The organism is Duganella paludis (assembly GCF_054461335.1).
Genome location: NZ_CM136922.1, coordinates 572,108 through 587,364, shown reverse-complemented (window position 1 = coordinate 587,364; position 15,257 = coordinate 572,108). Strand labels below are relative to the sequence as shown.

The window sequence follows — 15,257 nt, the reverse complement described above, 5'->3', positions numbered from 1 at the left end:
TTCTCAGAACTTGCCGCTGATGCTGACTTTGTAGATGCGGCCATAAATGGCATTGGTGCGCAGTGCTTCCTTGACGCCGTCGTAAGTACGCTGCTGGCTGTTGCTGAGGTTATTCGCCTCCACGCTGAGCGACAGGTTCTTGGTCAGCTCATAGCGCGCGGTGGCCGAGACGTCGGTGTACGAATCATTGTAGACGCCAGTGGCCGCCGCCGAGATGCCGACCAAGTACTTGTTGCGCCAGTTGCCCGCCAGCCGCAGGCTGATTGGACCCTGCTCATAGTAGGCCACCAGGTTGGCGTTGTTCTTCGACAGGCCGGGGAAGGCCAGCGAAGCACCGGTGATGTCCTTCACCGGCGTGGTGGAGTCGATGTACGAGTAGGTCGCCATCACGCCGAAACCGTCCATCGGCGATGGCAGGAAGTAGAACGGCAGCTGCAGCAGGACCTCCGCGCCGGAGACCTTGGCGCCTTCGCCGTTGATCTTGCGGTTGACCAGGTAGGTTTCGCCGTCATAGGTCTCGGCGATCTGCTTCTGCACGATGAAGCTCGATACGTTCTTGCGGAACAACCCGAGCGAAGCCATGGCCTGCTTGCCGAAGTAGTATTCCAGCGACAGGTCGTACTGGTTGGCCTTGAAGGGATTGAGCTGCGGCGAGCCGCCGGCGCCGGTGCCCGCTTGCACCAGCACGCCGTTGGCGTAGGTCGGCGCATACAGGCGCACGCCGTTGTACAAGTCGGCTGTGTTAGCGAAGGCCAGCGCCTTGGCGGCGCCGACGCGCACCACGGTGTCCTCGGCCAGCTGCAGCTTGGCGACGGCGGATGGCAGCACGTTGTTGTCGGTGCGGTCCACCGTGTTGGGCACCGCCTGGCCGGCGCTGTTGATCAGGTTACCGGTCGATTCGAGCTTGCGCTGCACGAAGCGCGCGCCGACGTTGCCCGACAGTTCCGCGCCGGCGATGTCGCCGCTCAGATTCAGCTTGGCGTAGGCCTCGTTGAATTCCTCCTTGATGCGGAAGCGTGCGGCGGCGGAACCCAGCTGGCCGTAGGCGTTCACGCACTGCGGATCGTTGACGATGGCGGGGAAGGCGGAAAACGCCTTGCAGCCGGTGAAGCTGTTCTTGTCGGCGATGACGTAGCTGCCCGGCAGGCCGCTGAAATCGCCGCCGGAGAAGCCGGTGTTGCGGGTGGTGAGGAAGCCGGTCAGGCTGCTGCCGGAGATGCCGCCGGCAGGGCGGATGTCGCCGATGGATGGGTCCTGGTCGGAATCGAGATTGTTGTAGCGGGCGCCGACTTCCAGCGACTCGAGCCAGCTGGCGTCCAGCCTGCGCTTGAAGTCCGCGCGCACCGACTTGCTGTTGGTCTTGGCCTCGAACGAGCTGTCGAACATGATGGTGTGGCGCAGCGAGTTGATGTCCGCCAGGTTGATGCCGCCGACGTTGAAGGAGCCGAAGTCGCCCTTGCTCAGGTCAAAGTCGACAAAGCTGGTCACGGTGGCCAGCGGCTGCAGGCGGAAGTAGAGCTGGCGATAGCTGGAGGTGGCGTGGCCGTAGGACGCTTCGGCCGTGCCTTTCAGCGTTTCCGACAGCGTGAACTTGGCGCGCAGCGCGGTGGACGATACGTCGGAGCTGATGTCGGCGTACTCGGTGTTGGTCATCACCGGGCCGGTGGCGCGGCCGGACATCAGGATGTTGTTGGACGAGTAGGCGGCGTTGCTCAGGCCCGCAGTCGGATTGAAGCCGATCCAGAAGCGGTCGCGCTCAGATTCCAGGCGCGAGAAGAAGGTATCGCCGGTCAGTTCCAGGTCTTTGCTGGGCTTCCATTGCACCACGGCGTTGAAGCCGAACTTCTTGCGCGTCTCGCTGATTTCGCTGGCACGCGCATCCTGGTCTCCGAAGCGCAGCTTGCCGCCGTCGGTGTAGGACTTGTAGCCGGAGAAGGTGTCCAGGCCTTGCTGCGCCAGCGAGCGGCGTTCATAGAATACGGAGCCGAGCACGCCCACCTTGTTGTCGGCGAACTTGCGCGTGATGAGGCCAAACAGTTCCGGGCTGGTTTTGCCGGGCAGGTCTTCGTAGCCGGCGCCGATCTTGCCGGCGATTTGCTCGGGACCGTCGAGCGGCATGCGTGAACGGATATCGACCACGCCACCGAGGCCGCCGGCGATCTGCTCGGCGCCGGCCAGCTTGGTTACTTCCAGGCTGGAGATCAGGCCGGACGGCACCAGCGCCATCAAGCCGAAGGTCGAGGTACCCAGTTGATCGAGGCCGGTGCCGCCACGGCCGGTGGAGTCGACGATTTCGCGGCCGTTATACAGCAGCACATTCTGGCGCAGGCCACGGATCGATACGTTGGAGCCTTCGCCGACGCCGCGATCGACCTGGATGCCGGAGACGCGCGACAGCGACTCGGCCACGTTCTTGTCCGGCAGTTTACCGATGTCGTCGGCCACGATGGCGTCGACGAACTGGGTGGCGTCGCGCTTCTTGTTGCGCGCTGACTGCAAGGCCTGGCGGATGCCGGATACCACGATCGACACCGGCGCGGCTTCGGTGGGCACAACGTCCGCAGCGGCGGCGGTGGCGGTAGTAGTGCTGGTGTTATCGGTCGTGCTGGCAGTGTCGGTCTGCGCCCATGCGCCGCTGGACGCGAGGACCGTCGTGACCAAAAGTCCGGGGATGACTTTCTTCTTCATGTGCTTGTCTCCAAATGTTGTTATGGCACTGCTGCGCCTTTATAACACCGGCGCATGCGTGCTGGTTAATGAATCTATAGTAGATCCATTGCTGTATATCCTATAGCAACAAAAAATCTTGATCAAGCGATTATTTGTGCGGTTTGTTGCTGTTTTGCGCCAGATGTTCCCAATTTTGAAATCACATGCTAAGCTAATATAGCAACACTTAACTACAACTTGGAGATGCTTGTGAACACACTCGGCGGCGTATTACCCATCCTTCCCACGATTTTTCATCCCACTGGCGAGATCGACGAAGCCGGCACGCGCAACGTGCTGGAGTACGTGATTGCGGCCGGCGCGGACGGCGTGGTGTTCCCCGGCCTGGCCAGCGAATACGACACCTTGAGCCGGGAAGAGCGCCTGCACATGACGGCGCTGATCGGCGAGTGGATAGCAGGACGCATCCCGTTCGTGATCGGCGCCAGCGCCACCACGCTGGAAGATGCCGCCGCCTACGCGGATGCCGGCGCGCGTGCCGGTGCGCAGACCGCCATGATCCTGACGCCGCACAAGCTGGAGAAGGATTTGCCAGCGATGGCCGATTTCTTCCGCCAGATCCGCGCTCAATCGAAGGTCGACATCATGCTGCAGAACGCGCCGGCGCCGATGGGCATCGGCCTGGCGCTGGATCGCGTGGCGCAACTGGCGGCGGAAGTCGATGGCATCCGCTATGTAAAGGAAGAGGCGCCGCCGTCAGGCCAGCGCATCACCCAACTGAGCGAACTGGCGGGCGATTCGCTGGATGCGGTGTTCGGCGGCGCGGGCGGCCGCTTCGTGATCGATGAATTGAAGCGCGGCGCGCGCGGCACCATGCCGGCCTCCGAAATCACGGAACTGCATGTGGCCATGATCAAGGCCTTCAACGATGGCGACGAAAAGCGCGCGCGCGATCTGTTTGAGCGTACACTGCCCCTCTTGAACATGCAGCAGATCTTCCGCTGGCGCCTTACCAAGGCCGTGCTGCAAATGCGCGGCATCATTGCCAACGATTTCGTGCGCGCGCCCGGCCCGTCGCTGGACCGTCAGGACCGCGCCGAGCTGGCGGCGCTGCTGGAGCGCCTGGGCGATCTGCTGCCGCTTGAATGGATCGCACCGAAATGAACACACGCGCCGCACAACAACGCCAGGTCGTCAGCGTAGAAACCTTTATCGTCACCTCGCCGCGCGAGACGCCGTATCTCGGTCCGCTCGGGCCGGGCGAGGAAGTGAACTCGCGCGGCTACATCGTCCGCAAGGGCAACGGCACCATTTACCCGACGGTGGACCGCTCGGTGGTGGTGCGCGTCACCACCGACGACGGCGCGGTCGGCTGGGGCGAGACCTACGGCATCTGCGCGCCGCGCGCCACCTGTGAAATCATCAACGAGCTACTGGCGCCGGTGCTGATGGGGCGCGATCCGGAAGACGTGACCGTCATCTGGGACGAACTATATGGCCTGATGCGCGTGCGCGGTTGCACCGGCGGCTTCCACACCGACGCCATCGCGGCATTGGATATCGCCCTGTGGGACTTGCGCGCACGCGGTCGCGGCGTGTCGGTGGCCGAGTTGCTGGGCGGCGCCGGACGCACGGAGATTCCGTGCTACCTGTCCGGACTTCCCGCCGCCACGCTGGAGCAGCGCGTGCAACTGGCGCTGGAATGGCAGGCGCGCGGCATCAACTCCTTCAAGTTCGCGGCGGTGGTCAGTCACGAAGGTGTGTCCGAGGAATTCGCGGCGCTGCGCGGCGCGTTGGGCCCGGACGCCGAGATCATGGCCGACCTGCACTGGAAGTTCAGCGCGGCCGAAGCGTCGGCGCTGGCGCGCGTGGTCGGCAAGTACGATCCCTTCTTCCTGGAGGCGCCGGTCAAGCCGGAAGACGTGGCGGGCCTGGCGCAGGTGTGCGAGGAAAGCGCGGTGCCGATCGCCGGCGGCGAGGAGTGGGCCACCAGCTACGAAGCGCAGCTGCGCCTGTCCTCGTGCAAGGTGCGCTACGTGCAGCCGGAGATGGCGCATACCGGCATTACGCAGTTCTGCCGCATCGCCGCGCTGGCGCAGCAGCATGGCGCCACGCTGGCGCCGCATGCCACCATCGGCGTCGGCATCTTCCTGGCGGCCAGCCTGCAGGCCAGCGCGCCGGTGGGCAAGCTGTGGCGGCACGAGTGGCAGCATTCCATCTTCGAACGCAACCTGGCGCTGCTCGATACCGACATGGCCTGCGCCGACGGCGTTTATCGCTTGCCGACCGGCCCCGGTCTCGGCGTGACGCCGAACGAAGGCTTCTGGGAGCGCGTGGAACGCGTGAGCTGAGGCATAATGGTGTTTTCGCCTCGAAGGAATAGAACCGTATGCTGTCACAGTTAGGAGCCCAGCCGAACCAGAGCCTGATCGACGGCATCGTCACGCTGCAGGCGCTGGCCACGGCCACAGAACCGGTGGGCTGCCGCGAGCTGGCCCGCCGCATCGATCTCGATCCGACCAAGGTCAATCGCTTGCTGAAAACGCTGACCTATCTGGGCATCGCGCGCCAGCTGGCCAACCGCAAGTACACGGCCGGTCCCGGCATGCACGTGCTTGCGGCGCAAAGCCTGTTCGCTTCGGGGCTGATCAATCGTTCGCTGCCGGTGCTGCAGACGCTGCGCCGCCACGGCCACACGGTGGCGCTGGGCGTGCTGTGGAACGATAGCGTCAGCTATCTGTTCCACGCGCCGCCGGGCATGGACATCTCGATGGGGCTGGGACGTATCGGCCTGCTGCCGGCCACCACCAGCGGCATCGGCATGATGCTGCTGTCGGAGCTGGCGGACGAGCATATCGTGCGCATCTACGGCGAGCGCGAGATTCCGCGCTATCCGGAAGGGATGCCGCAGTTGCTGGAGCGCTTGGCGGAAGTGCGCCGCCTCGGCTACGCCCGCGTGCGGGTGGAGGATGACCGCAACCACCACGTGGTGGCCGTGTCCACCGGCGATCCGGTACACGCCGGCCTGGCCTTGTCGGGCTGGATACCGGAAGGCGCGACCGAGGAGCTGGTGGGCGTGCTGCGCGAGGGCGCGAAGGAAATCGGCCGCGAGGCCTGATGTCTTACAGCCGCGCGTCGCTGGCCACCAGGTGTGTGGAGATATCGTCGGCGCAGGCTTTCAGCAGGACGGTGGTCTCTTCCAGGCTGCGCACCTGCCGCGTTGATTCAACAAACGGAATGGCCAGCGCGGCCGCCGCCGATTCGCCGCGCCACACCGGCGCCGCCAGGTCGGTGATGCAGGCGGCGTAACCGCTTTTGGCGCTGGCCCAGCCATTTTTCTGCGCCTTCAGAACGCGCCGCTCGAACTCCGGGCGGGTGGTGTCGTCCAGTTGCGGCGCCAGCCAGCGGTCCCACCGCTGGCGTACTTGCGCGGCCTGGAAGGCATACAGCACGGTGCCGGACACGGTGCTGCTCAAATCGCGGCGATGGCCCACGCGCACCGAGAAGCCGATCATCTCGCTCGACTCCATGCGTGCTACCACCACGATCTGTCCTTCCGAATGCACCGCGAGGTGGCAGGACTGCCCGGTGGCCTCGGCCATCGCCAGCATTTTCGGCAGCGCCGTTTCCACTAGTCCCTTGATGCGCGGCTGGCCCAGGCCCAGTGCAAACAGCTTGTCGGTCAAGCGGTAGCCGTCGCTGTCCGGCGCGCGCTCGATAAAGCCACGGAACTCCAGCACCTGCAGCATGCGGAACAATTCGCCGTGCGAGCGATCGAGCTTGCGCGTGATTTCCGCGACCGTCACCGGGTGCGGTTCGGCCGCCACCAGCTCCAGTATGTCCAGGCCTTTTTCCAGTGCCGGCGCCTTGTAGCGCTGATCGGTATCGCTCATGTGAAAGTGAAAGTAAGAGTCAAAAGTAAACAATCACATTATAGATTAAGGCCTTTATTTACAAGTTTTTCGTTGACTGTGTTTGCACTGGTGAATAGACTGTGCATCAGTAAACAACAAAAATCGTGATACAGGAGACCGCATGACCAGCAGCCGCATCGCCCAGGTGGAGACTTTCCACATTCGCATTCCGCAACCCCAATCGCTGCACGCCGGCCGCATGTTGCCGGTGAACGCCGAAGGCTATATCGTCGATCCCGACAACGGCACCATCTATCCCGCCGACGACCGCACCTTGCTGATCAAGATCACCTGCGAGGATGGCACGGTGGGCTGGGGCGAGACTTACGGCATTGTGGCGGCAGGGGCGGTGAGGGCGCTGGTGGCCGATGTGATCGGGCCTTTCCTGGCCGGGAAAAGTCCGCTGGACGTGCAGACCATCTGGCAGTCGCTGTACAACATGATGCGCGTGCGCGGCTACACCACCGGCTTCTGGCTGGATGCGCTGGCATCGGTCGATATCGCGCTTTGGGACTTGTGCGGCAAGATCCTCAAGCAGCCGGTGTGGCAGCTGCTGGGCGGACGCTATCGCGCCAGCCTGCCGGCCTACATCACCAACCTGCCGGGCAGCGACCTGGCGCAGCGCGAGGCTTCGGTAGCGGCCTTGTATGAGCAGGGCTTCCGTTCGTTCAAGGTGCACGCGGCGTCGTCGTTCGATTACGTCGAGCTGATACGCCTGATGCGCACGCGCTATGCGGACATCGACATCATGCTGGACCTGCACTGGTGCCACACCGCTTCCGAAGCCTGCGACATCGCACGCCGCATCGAGCCGTATCGCATCGGCTTCCTCGAAGCGCCTTGCCATACCGAAGACGTGGATGGCCTGGCGCGGCTGGCGACGTCCACTTCCATCCCGCTGGCGGTGGGCGAGGAGTGGCGTACCGTGTACGATGCGCACCAGCGCCTGAAAACCGGCGCGCTGGGCGTGATCCAGCCGGAGATGGGCCGCACCGGCATCACGCAGTTCATGCGCATCTGTCAGTTGGCCGACATCTATCACGTGCGCGTGGCGCCGCATGCGACCATCGGCTTCGGCGTGTTCATGGCGGCCAGCCTGCACGCCGCCAGCGCCGTGGCCGAGTTGAGCATGCACGAATACCAGAACAATTTTATGAACAAGCACCTGCATCACTTCGACACGGCCATGCGCTGCGACGGCGGCGTGTTCACGTTGCCGCAGGGGCCGGGCCTGGGCATCGCGCCGAAGGACTCACTGTGGCAGTTCGCCTCATGAGCGGCGGGCGCGAAACGCAAGTGCCCCAGGCGAACGAGGTGCACGACAATCACGCGGCGGAAGCGGCGCAGGCGGCGCACCATGCCCGGCGCGGCGGCTGGATCATCGTCGGCATGCTGGCCTTCTCCACCTTCCTGAACTACGTGGACCGCCAGACGCTGTCGCTGCTGGCGCAGCCCATCCAGGCCGCGCTGGCTATGGACGACAAGGCCTACGCCATGGTGGTCACGGCCTTCATGATCGCCTACACGGTCGGGAACATCACCTCCGGCGTGCTGGTGGACCGCCTGGGCGCGGTGCGCGCCATGCCGGTGTTCGTGGTCATGTGGTCGTTGGCCGGTGCCATGTGCGGGCTGGTGGAAAGCAGCACGCAGCTGGCGGGCAGCCGCTTCTTCCTCGGCCTGTTCGAGACCGGTAACTTCATGGCGGCGCCCATCATCGTCTCGATGTTCCTGCCGGCTGGGCAGAAGGCCTTCGGCATCGGCATCTACACGGCGGCGGCCATGCTGGGGGCGGCCGTGTCGCCGCCGCTGGTCACGATGATCAATGAAATCGCCGGCTGGCGCACCGCCTTCATCCTGATGGGCGCGGGCGGCCTGGTATGGGCCGCCATCTGGTGGCTGCTGCCGACGCGCGGCGCCGGCGCGGATCACAAGCAGGAAGCGCCGTCCGCCGCGCCGCCCGGTGCGGTCGACATCCAGACCTGGCGCCAGGCGCTGACCGAGCCGCGCGTGTGGGCGCAGGCGCTGGGCACCATGCTCACCTTCCCGGTGTGGTTCTTTTACCTGAACTGGTTCCCGAAATACCTGACGGACGAACGAGGACTGAGCACGCTGGACATGGGCTCGCGCGCCTGGGTGGTGTATCTGTTCGCCGGCATCGGCTGCATGGTAGCCGGTGTGCTGATCGCGGCGCTGATGCGTTTTACCCGCATGCAGCCGCTGTGTGCGCGCATCGTGGCGATGGCTGCGGTGGCCGTGCTGGCGCCGGTCGGCGCGATCAACTACTTCACGCCGCCGGTGGCGGTGAGCCTGATGTCGGCGGCGTGGGTGGCGCTGGTGCACATGATCTGGCAGATCGTCGTCACCAGCCTGTCGCTGGAGTTGTTCACCTCGCGCAGCCTGGGTAAGGTGCTGGGCATCGTCGGCATCGTCAGCGGCGTTGGCGGCATCGTCAGCACATGGCTGATCGGGAACCTGGTCAGCGTGGTCAGTTACCGGCCGATGTTCCTGGTGATGGCCGCCGTCTACACCGTTGCCATGGTGGTCATGCTGTCGCTGTACAAGCGCGGCGGCGTGCAATGGCTGCCGCGCAAGGCTGCTACTGCTTGACCAGTTCCACGCGGCGGTTTTTCTCGCGGCCTGCTTCGGCGTCGTTGGAGGCCACCGGCGCCCACGAGGCGACGCCTTTGGCGCTGAGGCGCTTGCCGTCGATCTTGTAATCGGCGGCCAGCGCTTTCACCACGGCTTCGGCGCGCTTCTGCGATAGCTCGGCGTTGCGCGCGGGAGCGCCCTGGCTGTCGGTGTGGCCGACCACGTACACCTTCAGCTGCGCGTCCTGCTGCAGCAGCTTGGCCATTTCGCCCAGCGCGGCTTTCGATTCGGGCTTGATGTCGCTCTTGTCGGTATCGAAGTAGACGCCGTACACCACGGCCTTGCCTTCGGCGGCAATGCCCTTGGCCATGTCGGCCGCGTTCAGGTTGACGCTGACCTTGCCGACTTCCATAGGCTTGCCCTCGACCACTTGCTGATAGATGGCGCCTTCCTTGCCGTCCACCGGCGCCACCACATAGATGGCGACATGGACCTGGGTGCCGTCGGCGGTGACGCCCTTGGCCAGCAGGTAGCGCTCGTCGTTGCGGCCGTGGTTGAACGGCGACCAGTAGTCGCTGCTGCCCTGGATGAAGTTGTTGCCCACGTGTTTATCGAGGAAGTAGGCGCCGAACTCCGGGCCGCAGGCTTCCTTCACGCACGCGAACACGGTCTTGAGGCCGGCCTTGTCCAGCGCCGCCTGGTAGTTGCGCATCACCTCCACGGCGGAACGCGCCTTCGGGTAGTTGTAGGCGATGCGCGTGTACTTGCCCTCCAGCGCCAGGGCTTCCTGGAACGCCGGCTGGTTGTTCTTGTTGGCGATGCGCTTCCCGGCCGGCAGCGTCACTTCGTCGAACTCCTTGATGTCATAGCCAACCAGCTTGGATTCGGCAAAGCGCGAAAGCAGGGGGTGGTCCTTGCCTTTGGCGGTGTCTTTTGGCGGCATCTGCGCGTGGGCCAGCGTGGCGCTGGCGGACAGCGCGCAAAACAGGAGGAGGGCGGCTCGCATCGGTAATTCCTGGTTGGTTGAAGATGCGCGATTATAAAAACTTTAACGGTGCGACGGCGCACAATCGGCGCCCGAGCCCCGCTCTACAATACGCGAAACAACCAACGGGATACGGACCATGAAACAGTTAATGCTGGCCTTCGGCGTGGTCCACGCCGCGATCGCCCTGTTATTCACCGCCGGGGCGCTGATGCTCATCTTCGTCGGCGCCCAGGTGGGCTGGCACGCGTTGCAGGCCGATTCCGGCCTGACCGCCGCGCAGGAGGTGATCGAGGCGATCGGCATTCTGGCCGCCGCCGTGGTGGCGCTGCAGATCGCCGAAACCATCATCGAGGAAGAAGTGGTGCGCGACGCCGACATCAGCGCGCCGACCCGTGTGCGCCGGTTTTTGTCGCGCTTCTTCGTGGTGGTGGTCGTGGCGCTGGCGATCGAATGCCTGGTCGCCACCTTCCGCGCGGTGCATGACGACGCCAGCGAACTGCTGTACGTGGCCGCGCTGGTGGCCGGCGTCGGCGTGTTGCTGGCCGCGTGGGGCGTGTTCATCCACCTGAACCGCTCGGCCGAGGAGCTGGAACCTGACGCCATGCAGGACGCCCAGGCCGAGGATGAAAAGCTCAAGCCCTGAGGCCTCATCGTCATTCCCGCTTTCGCGGGAATGACGGAGCTAAGCTCGAGGGAATGACGGAGCTAAGTGTTTCAGTGGCGCGCTTGCAGGCGCCGTTCGGGCGGCGGCCCCTCGTTGGCCGCTTCCGCGCCTTGCTCGAATTGCAGGCGGCGCGTCGGCGCGTTGGCGTCCACGCCCATATTGCTGAACATCTCCAACGCGCCCAGTAGCACCGCCTGCTGCGCGTTCATGTAATTGACGTAGGACGAATTGAGCACATAGAACACCAGCTCATATTCCAGCGCGTCCTGGCTGATGGACTTCAGGTGTACGCGGTCCGAACGCACATCCGGCTGGCGGTCGATGATCTCCTTCAGCGCCTCCGGAATGCGCGCCGCCAGCTTGACCGGCGTGGCCGGATTAACGCGCAAGGAAAACTGTACGCGGCGCGTCTGCATGCGCTTATAGTTGCGCACCGTGTTTTTCAGCAGCTCCGCATTGCCGATCACCACCTGCTCGCCGCTGTCGGCGCGGATGCGCGTGGTCTTCAGGCCCACATGCTCCACCGTGCCGGAGACGTTGGTGATGGAGATCGAGTCGCCCACCTCGAACGGCTTGTCGACCGCAATCGACAGCGAGGCAAACAGGTCGCCCAGCACGTTCTGCACCGCCAGCGCCACGGCGATACCGCCGATGCCCAGGCTGGCCACCAGCGCCGAGACGTTGATGCCCAGGTTGGACAGCGCCGCCAGCAGGAACACCACCCACAGCGTGGTCTTCAGCGCCCACACCATCAGCGTGTTGGCGACGGTGGTCGGGGAGTCGGGATTGTCGGCATGATTGCGGAAGTAGCGCCGCGCGCCCAGCGTGGCGGCGCGGTCGAAGTACAGCACCAGCTGGAAGCCCAGCACCACGAACCACAAATGGCCGAGGCGTTCTTCCCACAGCGGCGGCAGCTCCAGCATCTTCAGCCCGACCAGCACCGACACCACGAACACGGACAGCATACTGGTGCGGTTCAGGGTTTCCTTGAGCAGTTGCGCCGCAGGGCGGTCTGCGCGGCCGGCTTCGTCATGGCGGCACAGGCGCTTGCGCAGCAGCCGTAGGCAGGCATAGATGGCGAAAAAAGTAATGGCGGCGGCGCTGGCGGCGAGCATCAACTCGTCGCCCTCGACGTTGGAAAAAGGTGCAAGATAGCGTTGGATATTCAAACCGGTCTCCTGGTAAGGCAGAAACGCCTCATCCTAGGCGCCCCCGGCGACGGGCTCTGTTCGTTGCTTCACATCCCTCGGGCATTGCGGCATGGCACAAATTTTTGCCGCATGGCTCGTGGTCGAAGGAGGTTGTATGGCTGGATGCTGTTCCGGCGGCTGCGCGCCGCCCCCGGTGGACCGTCGTTACCGGCGCATTTTATGGATCGCACTGGTGGTGAACGCCGTGATGTTCGCGGTGGAACTGGCGGGCGGCCTGCGCGGCGATTCGGTGGCGCTGCTGGCCGACGCTGCGGATTTCCTCGGCGACGCCGGCAACTACGCGTTGTCGCTGTTCGCGCTCAGCCTGGCCGCCGCATGGCGCTCTCGTACCGCGTTGCTCAAGGGCTGGACCATGGCCGTCTACGGCAGCCTGGTGCTGCTGAAGGCTGGCTGGGACGTGACCACCGGCAGCATGCCGGCGCCGGAAGTGATGGGCGTGATCGGCTTCATCGCGCTGCTGGCCAACGGCACGGTGGCGCTGCTGCTGTACGCCTACCGCGATGGCGACGCCAATATGCGCTCGGTGTGGCTGTGCACCCGCAACGACGCCATCGGCAACGTCGCCGTGATGCTGGCCGCGCTGGGCGTGTTCGGCACCGGCAGCCGCTGGCCGGACCTGGCCGTGGCCCTGGCGATGGGATGCCTGGCCGTGAGCGCCGGCCGGCAGGTGATCGGGCAGGCGCGCGCCGAGCTGAGCACGACAGAAACATAGTCGCTTTTGGTGATTTTCATAATTGATATTTCGAAAATGAAGAAGCACAATGCGGGGACACATCTCCAACCTAAGAGAGGCTTATGAGACAGTTCGCCCCAACGCCGGTATTCACCGCGCTCGCTTCGATCTTCGCTATTTCCGCCATTTCCGCCACGTCGGCCTTCGCCGCCCCCATCGCCACCCTGGACCGTGACGGCGCCTACGTCTCGATCGAGGCCTATGGCCCGAACGTGGTCCATGTGACCATCGCCGTCGACAAAGGTGAAGTGCTGAAAGGCCCCGGCTACGGCATCCTGCCCAAGAACAGCGACAACAGCGCCTTCCGCCACGAAGGCGGCAAGGGCGGCGACGTCTTCAAATCGGCCGCCATGACGGTGCGCGTGAATCCATCGCCGCCGCCGTCGGTGCCGACCCAGGGCCAGAAGTATTTCGCGCCGTCGCTGGCGCCGGTCGGCCTGCAGGTGCTCAACGCCAAGGGCGAACAGATCGTCAGCATGAACGGCTGGGAGATGTCGCCGCAGACCGTCAACACCGAGAAAACCTTCCAGGTCGGCGCCTCCTTTTCGGTCGCGCGCGATGAGCATTACTACGGCATGGGCCAGAACCAGGAATCGCTCGGCGCGCTCGACCTGCGCGGCCGCGTGCTCGACTGCAAGCACTGGTACGACGCCCCGGCCGGCGAAAGCGTATGCGTGCCGTTCATGGTCTCGTCCAAGGGCTACGGTATCGTGTGGGACAATCCGTCGGCCACGCGCTTTGTCGCCGGCGTCAACGGCCGCACCGCGTTCCAGTCCAACGTGGGCGAGCGCGTGAGCTTCTTCGTCATCACCGGCGCCACGCCGGAGGAAATCTATTCCGGTTACGCCCGCGTCACCGGCAAGACCCCGATCCCGCCGAAATCGGCCTTCGGCCTGATCCAGTCCAAGGCCCGCTACGACAGCCAGCAGGAACTGATGCGCGTGGCCAGGACCTACCGCGAGAAGAAATACCCGCTGGACGTGATGGTGCTGGACTGGTTCTACTGGACCCGCATGGGCCAGATGGACATCGATCCGACGCAGTTCCCCGACCCGAAAGGGATGAACAAGGAATTGCACGACATGGGCATGGAGTCCATCATCTCGATCTGGCCGCGCTACGAAACCTCGGGCCGCTATTTCAACGAGCTCGATAACAAGGGCTATCTGCTCAAGGACAAGGACGGCAAGACCGTCGACGGTCTGCCGTTCCGCTCCGACCGCACCGGCGGCCTGATCGATCCGACCAACCCGGCCGCCCGCAAGTGGTTCTGGGAAAAGGCGCGCGACAACATCCTGTCGCAGGGCTTCGATTACCCGTGGCTGGACGAGACCGAACCGGACCTGGTGCCGGACGGCTTCTTCTACTCGATCGGTTCGGGCGACCGCTACCACAACCTGTTCCCGCTGATGCACGTCGAAGGCGTGGCCGACAACATGCGCGCCTGGAAACCGAACAAGCGCGTGCTGATCCTGTCGCGCGCCGCCTACCTCGGCTCGCAGCGCAGCGGCGCCTTGTTCTGGTCGTCCGACATCCAGCCGACCTGGGAAGCACTGGCGCGCCAGGTGCCGACCGGCCTGAACATGACCGCCTCGGGCATCGCCTACTGGGGCAACGACATCGGCGGCTGGCAGAAGCTGGCGCCGACCACCTCGGCCGTGAAAGCGCCGCTGCTCGATCCGTCGGACGCCCGCGCGGTGGTCGGCAACTACCACGACTATCCGGAGCTGATGACGCGCTGGTTCCAGTACGGCACCTTCCTGCCGACCCTGCGCCTGCACGGCGACCGCAAGGAAGCCGAGATCTGGTCCTTCGGCAAGCAGGCGGAAGTCGTGATGGCGCGCTTCAACAAGCTGCGCTACCAGCTGATTCCGTATATGTACTCGCAGGCCAAGTACACCCACGACACCGGCGCGCCGTTCATGCGTCCGCTGTGGATGGACTTCCCGAGCGATCCGAACGTGGCCAATATCGGCACGCAGTACATGTTCGGCCCGGCCTTCCTGGTGGCGCCGATCACGGAGCAGGGCCAGACCGAGAAGGATGTCTACCTGCCGGCCGGCGCCGATTGGTATAACTTCTGGACCAACGAGAAGCTGGCCGGCGGACGCTGGGTGAAAGTGGCCGCGCCGATCGACCAGATGCCGGTGTTCGTGAAAGCCGGCTCGGTGCTGCCGATCGGCGCCGACGTGCAGTCGACCGCCACCAAGCAGGCGATCGCCGCCATCCACGTCTATCCAGGCAAGAGCGGCGAGTTCCGCCTGTACGACGACGACGGCGTGAGCTACGACTACGAGAAGGGCAAGTCGACCGTCACCCAGCTCAAGTGGGATGATGCGGCGGGCAAGCTCAGCGCCAGCGGCGGCGATGCCGGCCTGGTCAAGTCGGCGGCAGGGCTGGTCAAGGTGATCGGCAAATAAGTAGGAAGGCCACGCTGGGCGGTGTTTGTCCAGGACGAACGGTTGAATCTGCGCACCCATATTCTTTT

12 protein-coding genes are annotated in these 15,257 nt (G+C 64.5%); 8 read left to right on the top strand and 4 right to left on the bottom strand.

Going from position 1 to position 15,257, the window contains the following annotated elements; translation table 11 throughout:
* Nucleotides 1-3: 3 nt before the first annotated feature.
* The gene (locus ACXZ1M_RS02570; protein WP_459051672.1) at nt 4-2,688 is read right to left on the bottom strand and encodes a TonB-dependent receptor; all 2,685 of its coding nucleotides are present in this window, start codon (nt 2,686-2,688) and stop codon (nt 4-6) included.
* A gap of 231 nt (nt 2,689-2,919) precedes the next feature.
* Here ACXZ1M_RS02570 and ACXZ1M_RS02565 point away from each other — a divergent pair, with 231 nt between their 5' ends.
* Genes ACXZ1M_RS02565 through ACXZ1M_RS02555 form a run of 3 tightly spaced genes read left to right on the top strand, consistent with a single transcriptional unit; the run spans nt 2,920 to nt 5,788 of the window.
* Nucleotides 2,920-3,834, top strand: a complete 915-nt coding sequence (locus ACXZ1M_RS02565; protein ID WP_459051671.1) for a dihydrodipicolinate synthase family protein — start codon at nt 2,920-2,922, stop codon at nt 3,832-3,834.
* The gene (locus ACXZ1M_RS02560; protein ID WP_459051670.1) at nt 3,831-5,021 is read left to right on the top strand and encodes a mandelate racemase/muconate lactonizing enzyme family protein; all 1,191 of its coding nucleotides are present in this window, start codon (nt 3,831-3,833) and stop codon (nt 5,019-5,021) included. The genes ACXZ1M_RS02565 and ACXZ1M_RS02560 overlap by 4 nt, the downstream gene beginning before the upstream one ends.
* 38 nt (nt 5,022-5,059) lie before the next feature.
* On the top strand, nt 5,060-5,788 hold the full coding sequence (locus tag ACXZ1M_RS02555) for an IclR family transcriptional regulator (RefSeq protein WP_459051669.1): 729 nt from the start codon (nt 5,060-5,062) through the stop codon (nt 5,786-5,788).
* 4 nt (nt 5,789-5,792) lie between these two features.
* Here ACXZ1M_RS02555 and ACXZ1M_RS02550 read toward each other — a convergent pair whose 3' ends face one another.
* Nucleotides 5,793-6,563, bottom strand: coding sequence for an IclR family transcriptional regulator (locus tag ACXZ1M_RS02550; RefSeq protein WP_459051668.1), 771 nt, complete (start codon nt 6,561-6,563; stop codon nt 5,793-5,795).
* A 142-nt stretch (nt 6,564-6,705) separates the two neighbouring features.
* Between ACXZ1M_RS02550 and ACXZ1M_RS02545 the strand changes: the two genes are divergently transcribed.
* On the top strand, nt 6,706-7,860 hold the full coding sequence (locus tag ACXZ1M_RS02545; protein WP_459051667.1) for a mandelate racemase/muconate lactonizing enzyme family protein: 1,155 nt from the start codon (nt 6,706-6,708) through the stop codon (nt 7,858-7,860).
* Complete coding sequence (locus ACXZ1M_RS02540; protein ID WP_459051666.1) at nt 7,842-9,191, top strand: MFS transporter; 1,350 nt, start codon at nt 7,842-7,844, stop codon at nt 9,189-9,191. The genes ACXZ1M_RS02545 and ACXZ1M_RS02540 overlap by 19 nt, the downstream gene beginning before the upstream one ends.
* On the opposite strand, the gene ACXZ1M_RS02535 is transcribed toward ACXZ1M_RS02540, so the two are convergent.
* The gene (locus ACXZ1M_RS02535; protein WP_459051665.1) at nt 9,181-10,179 is read right to left on the bottom strand and encodes an OmpA family protein; all 999 of its coding nucleotides are present in this window, start codon (nt 10,177-10,179) and stop codon (nt 9,181-9,183) included. The genes ACXZ1M_RS02540 and ACXZ1M_RS02535 overlap by 11 nt on opposite strands.
* A gap of 118 nt (nt 10,180-10,297) precedes the next feature.
* Between ACXZ1M_RS02535 and ACXZ1M_RS02530 the strand changes: the two genes are divergently transcribed.
* The gene (locus ACXZ1M_RS02530; protein ID WP_459051664.1) at nt 10,298-10,804 is read left to right on the top strand and encodes a hypothetical protein; all 507 of its coding nucleotides are present in this window, start codon (nt 10,298-10,300) and stop codon (nt 10,802-10,804) included.
* Nucleotides 10,805-10,875: 71 nt separating this feature from the next.
* Here ACXZ1M_RS02530 and ACXZ1M_RS02525 read toward each other — a convergent pair whose 3' ends face one another.
* A complete protein-coding gene (locus tag ACXZ1M_RS02525) occupies nt 10,876-11,994 on the bottom strand; it encodes a mechanosensitive ion channel family protein (RefSeq protein WP_459051663.1) in 1,119 nt (372 codons plus the stop codon).
* A 136-nt stretch (nt 11,995-12,130) separates the two neighbouring features.
* On the opposite strand from ACXZ1M_RS02525, the gene ACXZ1M_RS02520 reads away from it, so the two are divergent.
* The gene (locus ACXZ1M_RS02520; RefSeq protein ID WP_459051662.1) at nt 12,131-12,748 is read left to right on the top strand and encodes a cation transporter; all 618 of its coding nucleotides are present in this window, start codon (nt 12,131-12,133) and stop codon (nt 12,746-12,748) included.
* 83 nt (nt 12,749-12,831) lie between these two features.
* Nucleotides 12,832-15,189 carry a glycoside hydrolase family 31 protein gene (locus ACXZ1M_RS02515; RefSeq protein WP_459051661.1) on the top strand — a complete coding sequence of 786 codons (2,358 nt, stop codon included), beginning with the start codon at nt 12,832-12,834 and terminating at the stop codon, nt 15,187-15,189.
* Nucleotides 15,190-15,257 lie beyond the last annotated feature (68 nt).

Coding starts and splice junctions, on each gene's coding strand:
- ACXZ1M_RS02550 (WP_459051668.1), bottom strand. CDS start 6,563: ATGAGCGATACCGATCAGCGCTACAAGGCGCCGGCACTGGAAAAAGGC.
- ACXZ1M_RS02560 (WP_459051670.1), top strand. CDS start 3,831: ATGAACACACGCGCCGCACAACAACGCCAGGTCGTCAGCGTAGAAACC.
- ACXZ1M_RS02520 (WP_459051662.1), top strand. CDS start 12,131: ATGGCTGGATGCTGTTCCGGCGGCTGCGCGCCGCCCCCGGTGGACCGT.
- ACXZ1M_RS02515 (WP_459051661.1), top strand. CDS start 12,832: ATGAGACAGTTCGCCCCAACGCCGGTATTCACCGCGCTCGCTTCGATC.
- ACXZ1M_RS02530 (WP_459051664.1), top strand. CDS start 10,298: ATGAAACAGTTAATGCTGGCCTTCGGCGTGGTCCACGCCGCGATCGCC.
- ACXZ1M_RS02545 (WP_459051667.1), top strand. CDS start 6,706: ATGACCAGCAGCCGCATCGCCCAGGTGGAGACTTTCCACATTCGCATT.
- ACXZ1M_RS02570 (WP_459051672.1), bottom strand. CDS start 2,688: ATGAAGAAGAAAGTCATCCCCGGACTTTTGGTCACGACGGTCCTCGCG.
- ACXZ1M_RS02535 (WP_459051665.1), bottom strand. CDS start 10,179: ATGCGAGCCGCCCTCCTCCTGTTTTGCGCGCTGTCCGCCAGCGCCACG.
- ACXZ1M_RS02555 (WP_459051669.1), top strand. CDS start 5,060: ATGCTGTCACAGTTAGGAGCCCAGCCGAACCAGAGCCTGATCGACGGC.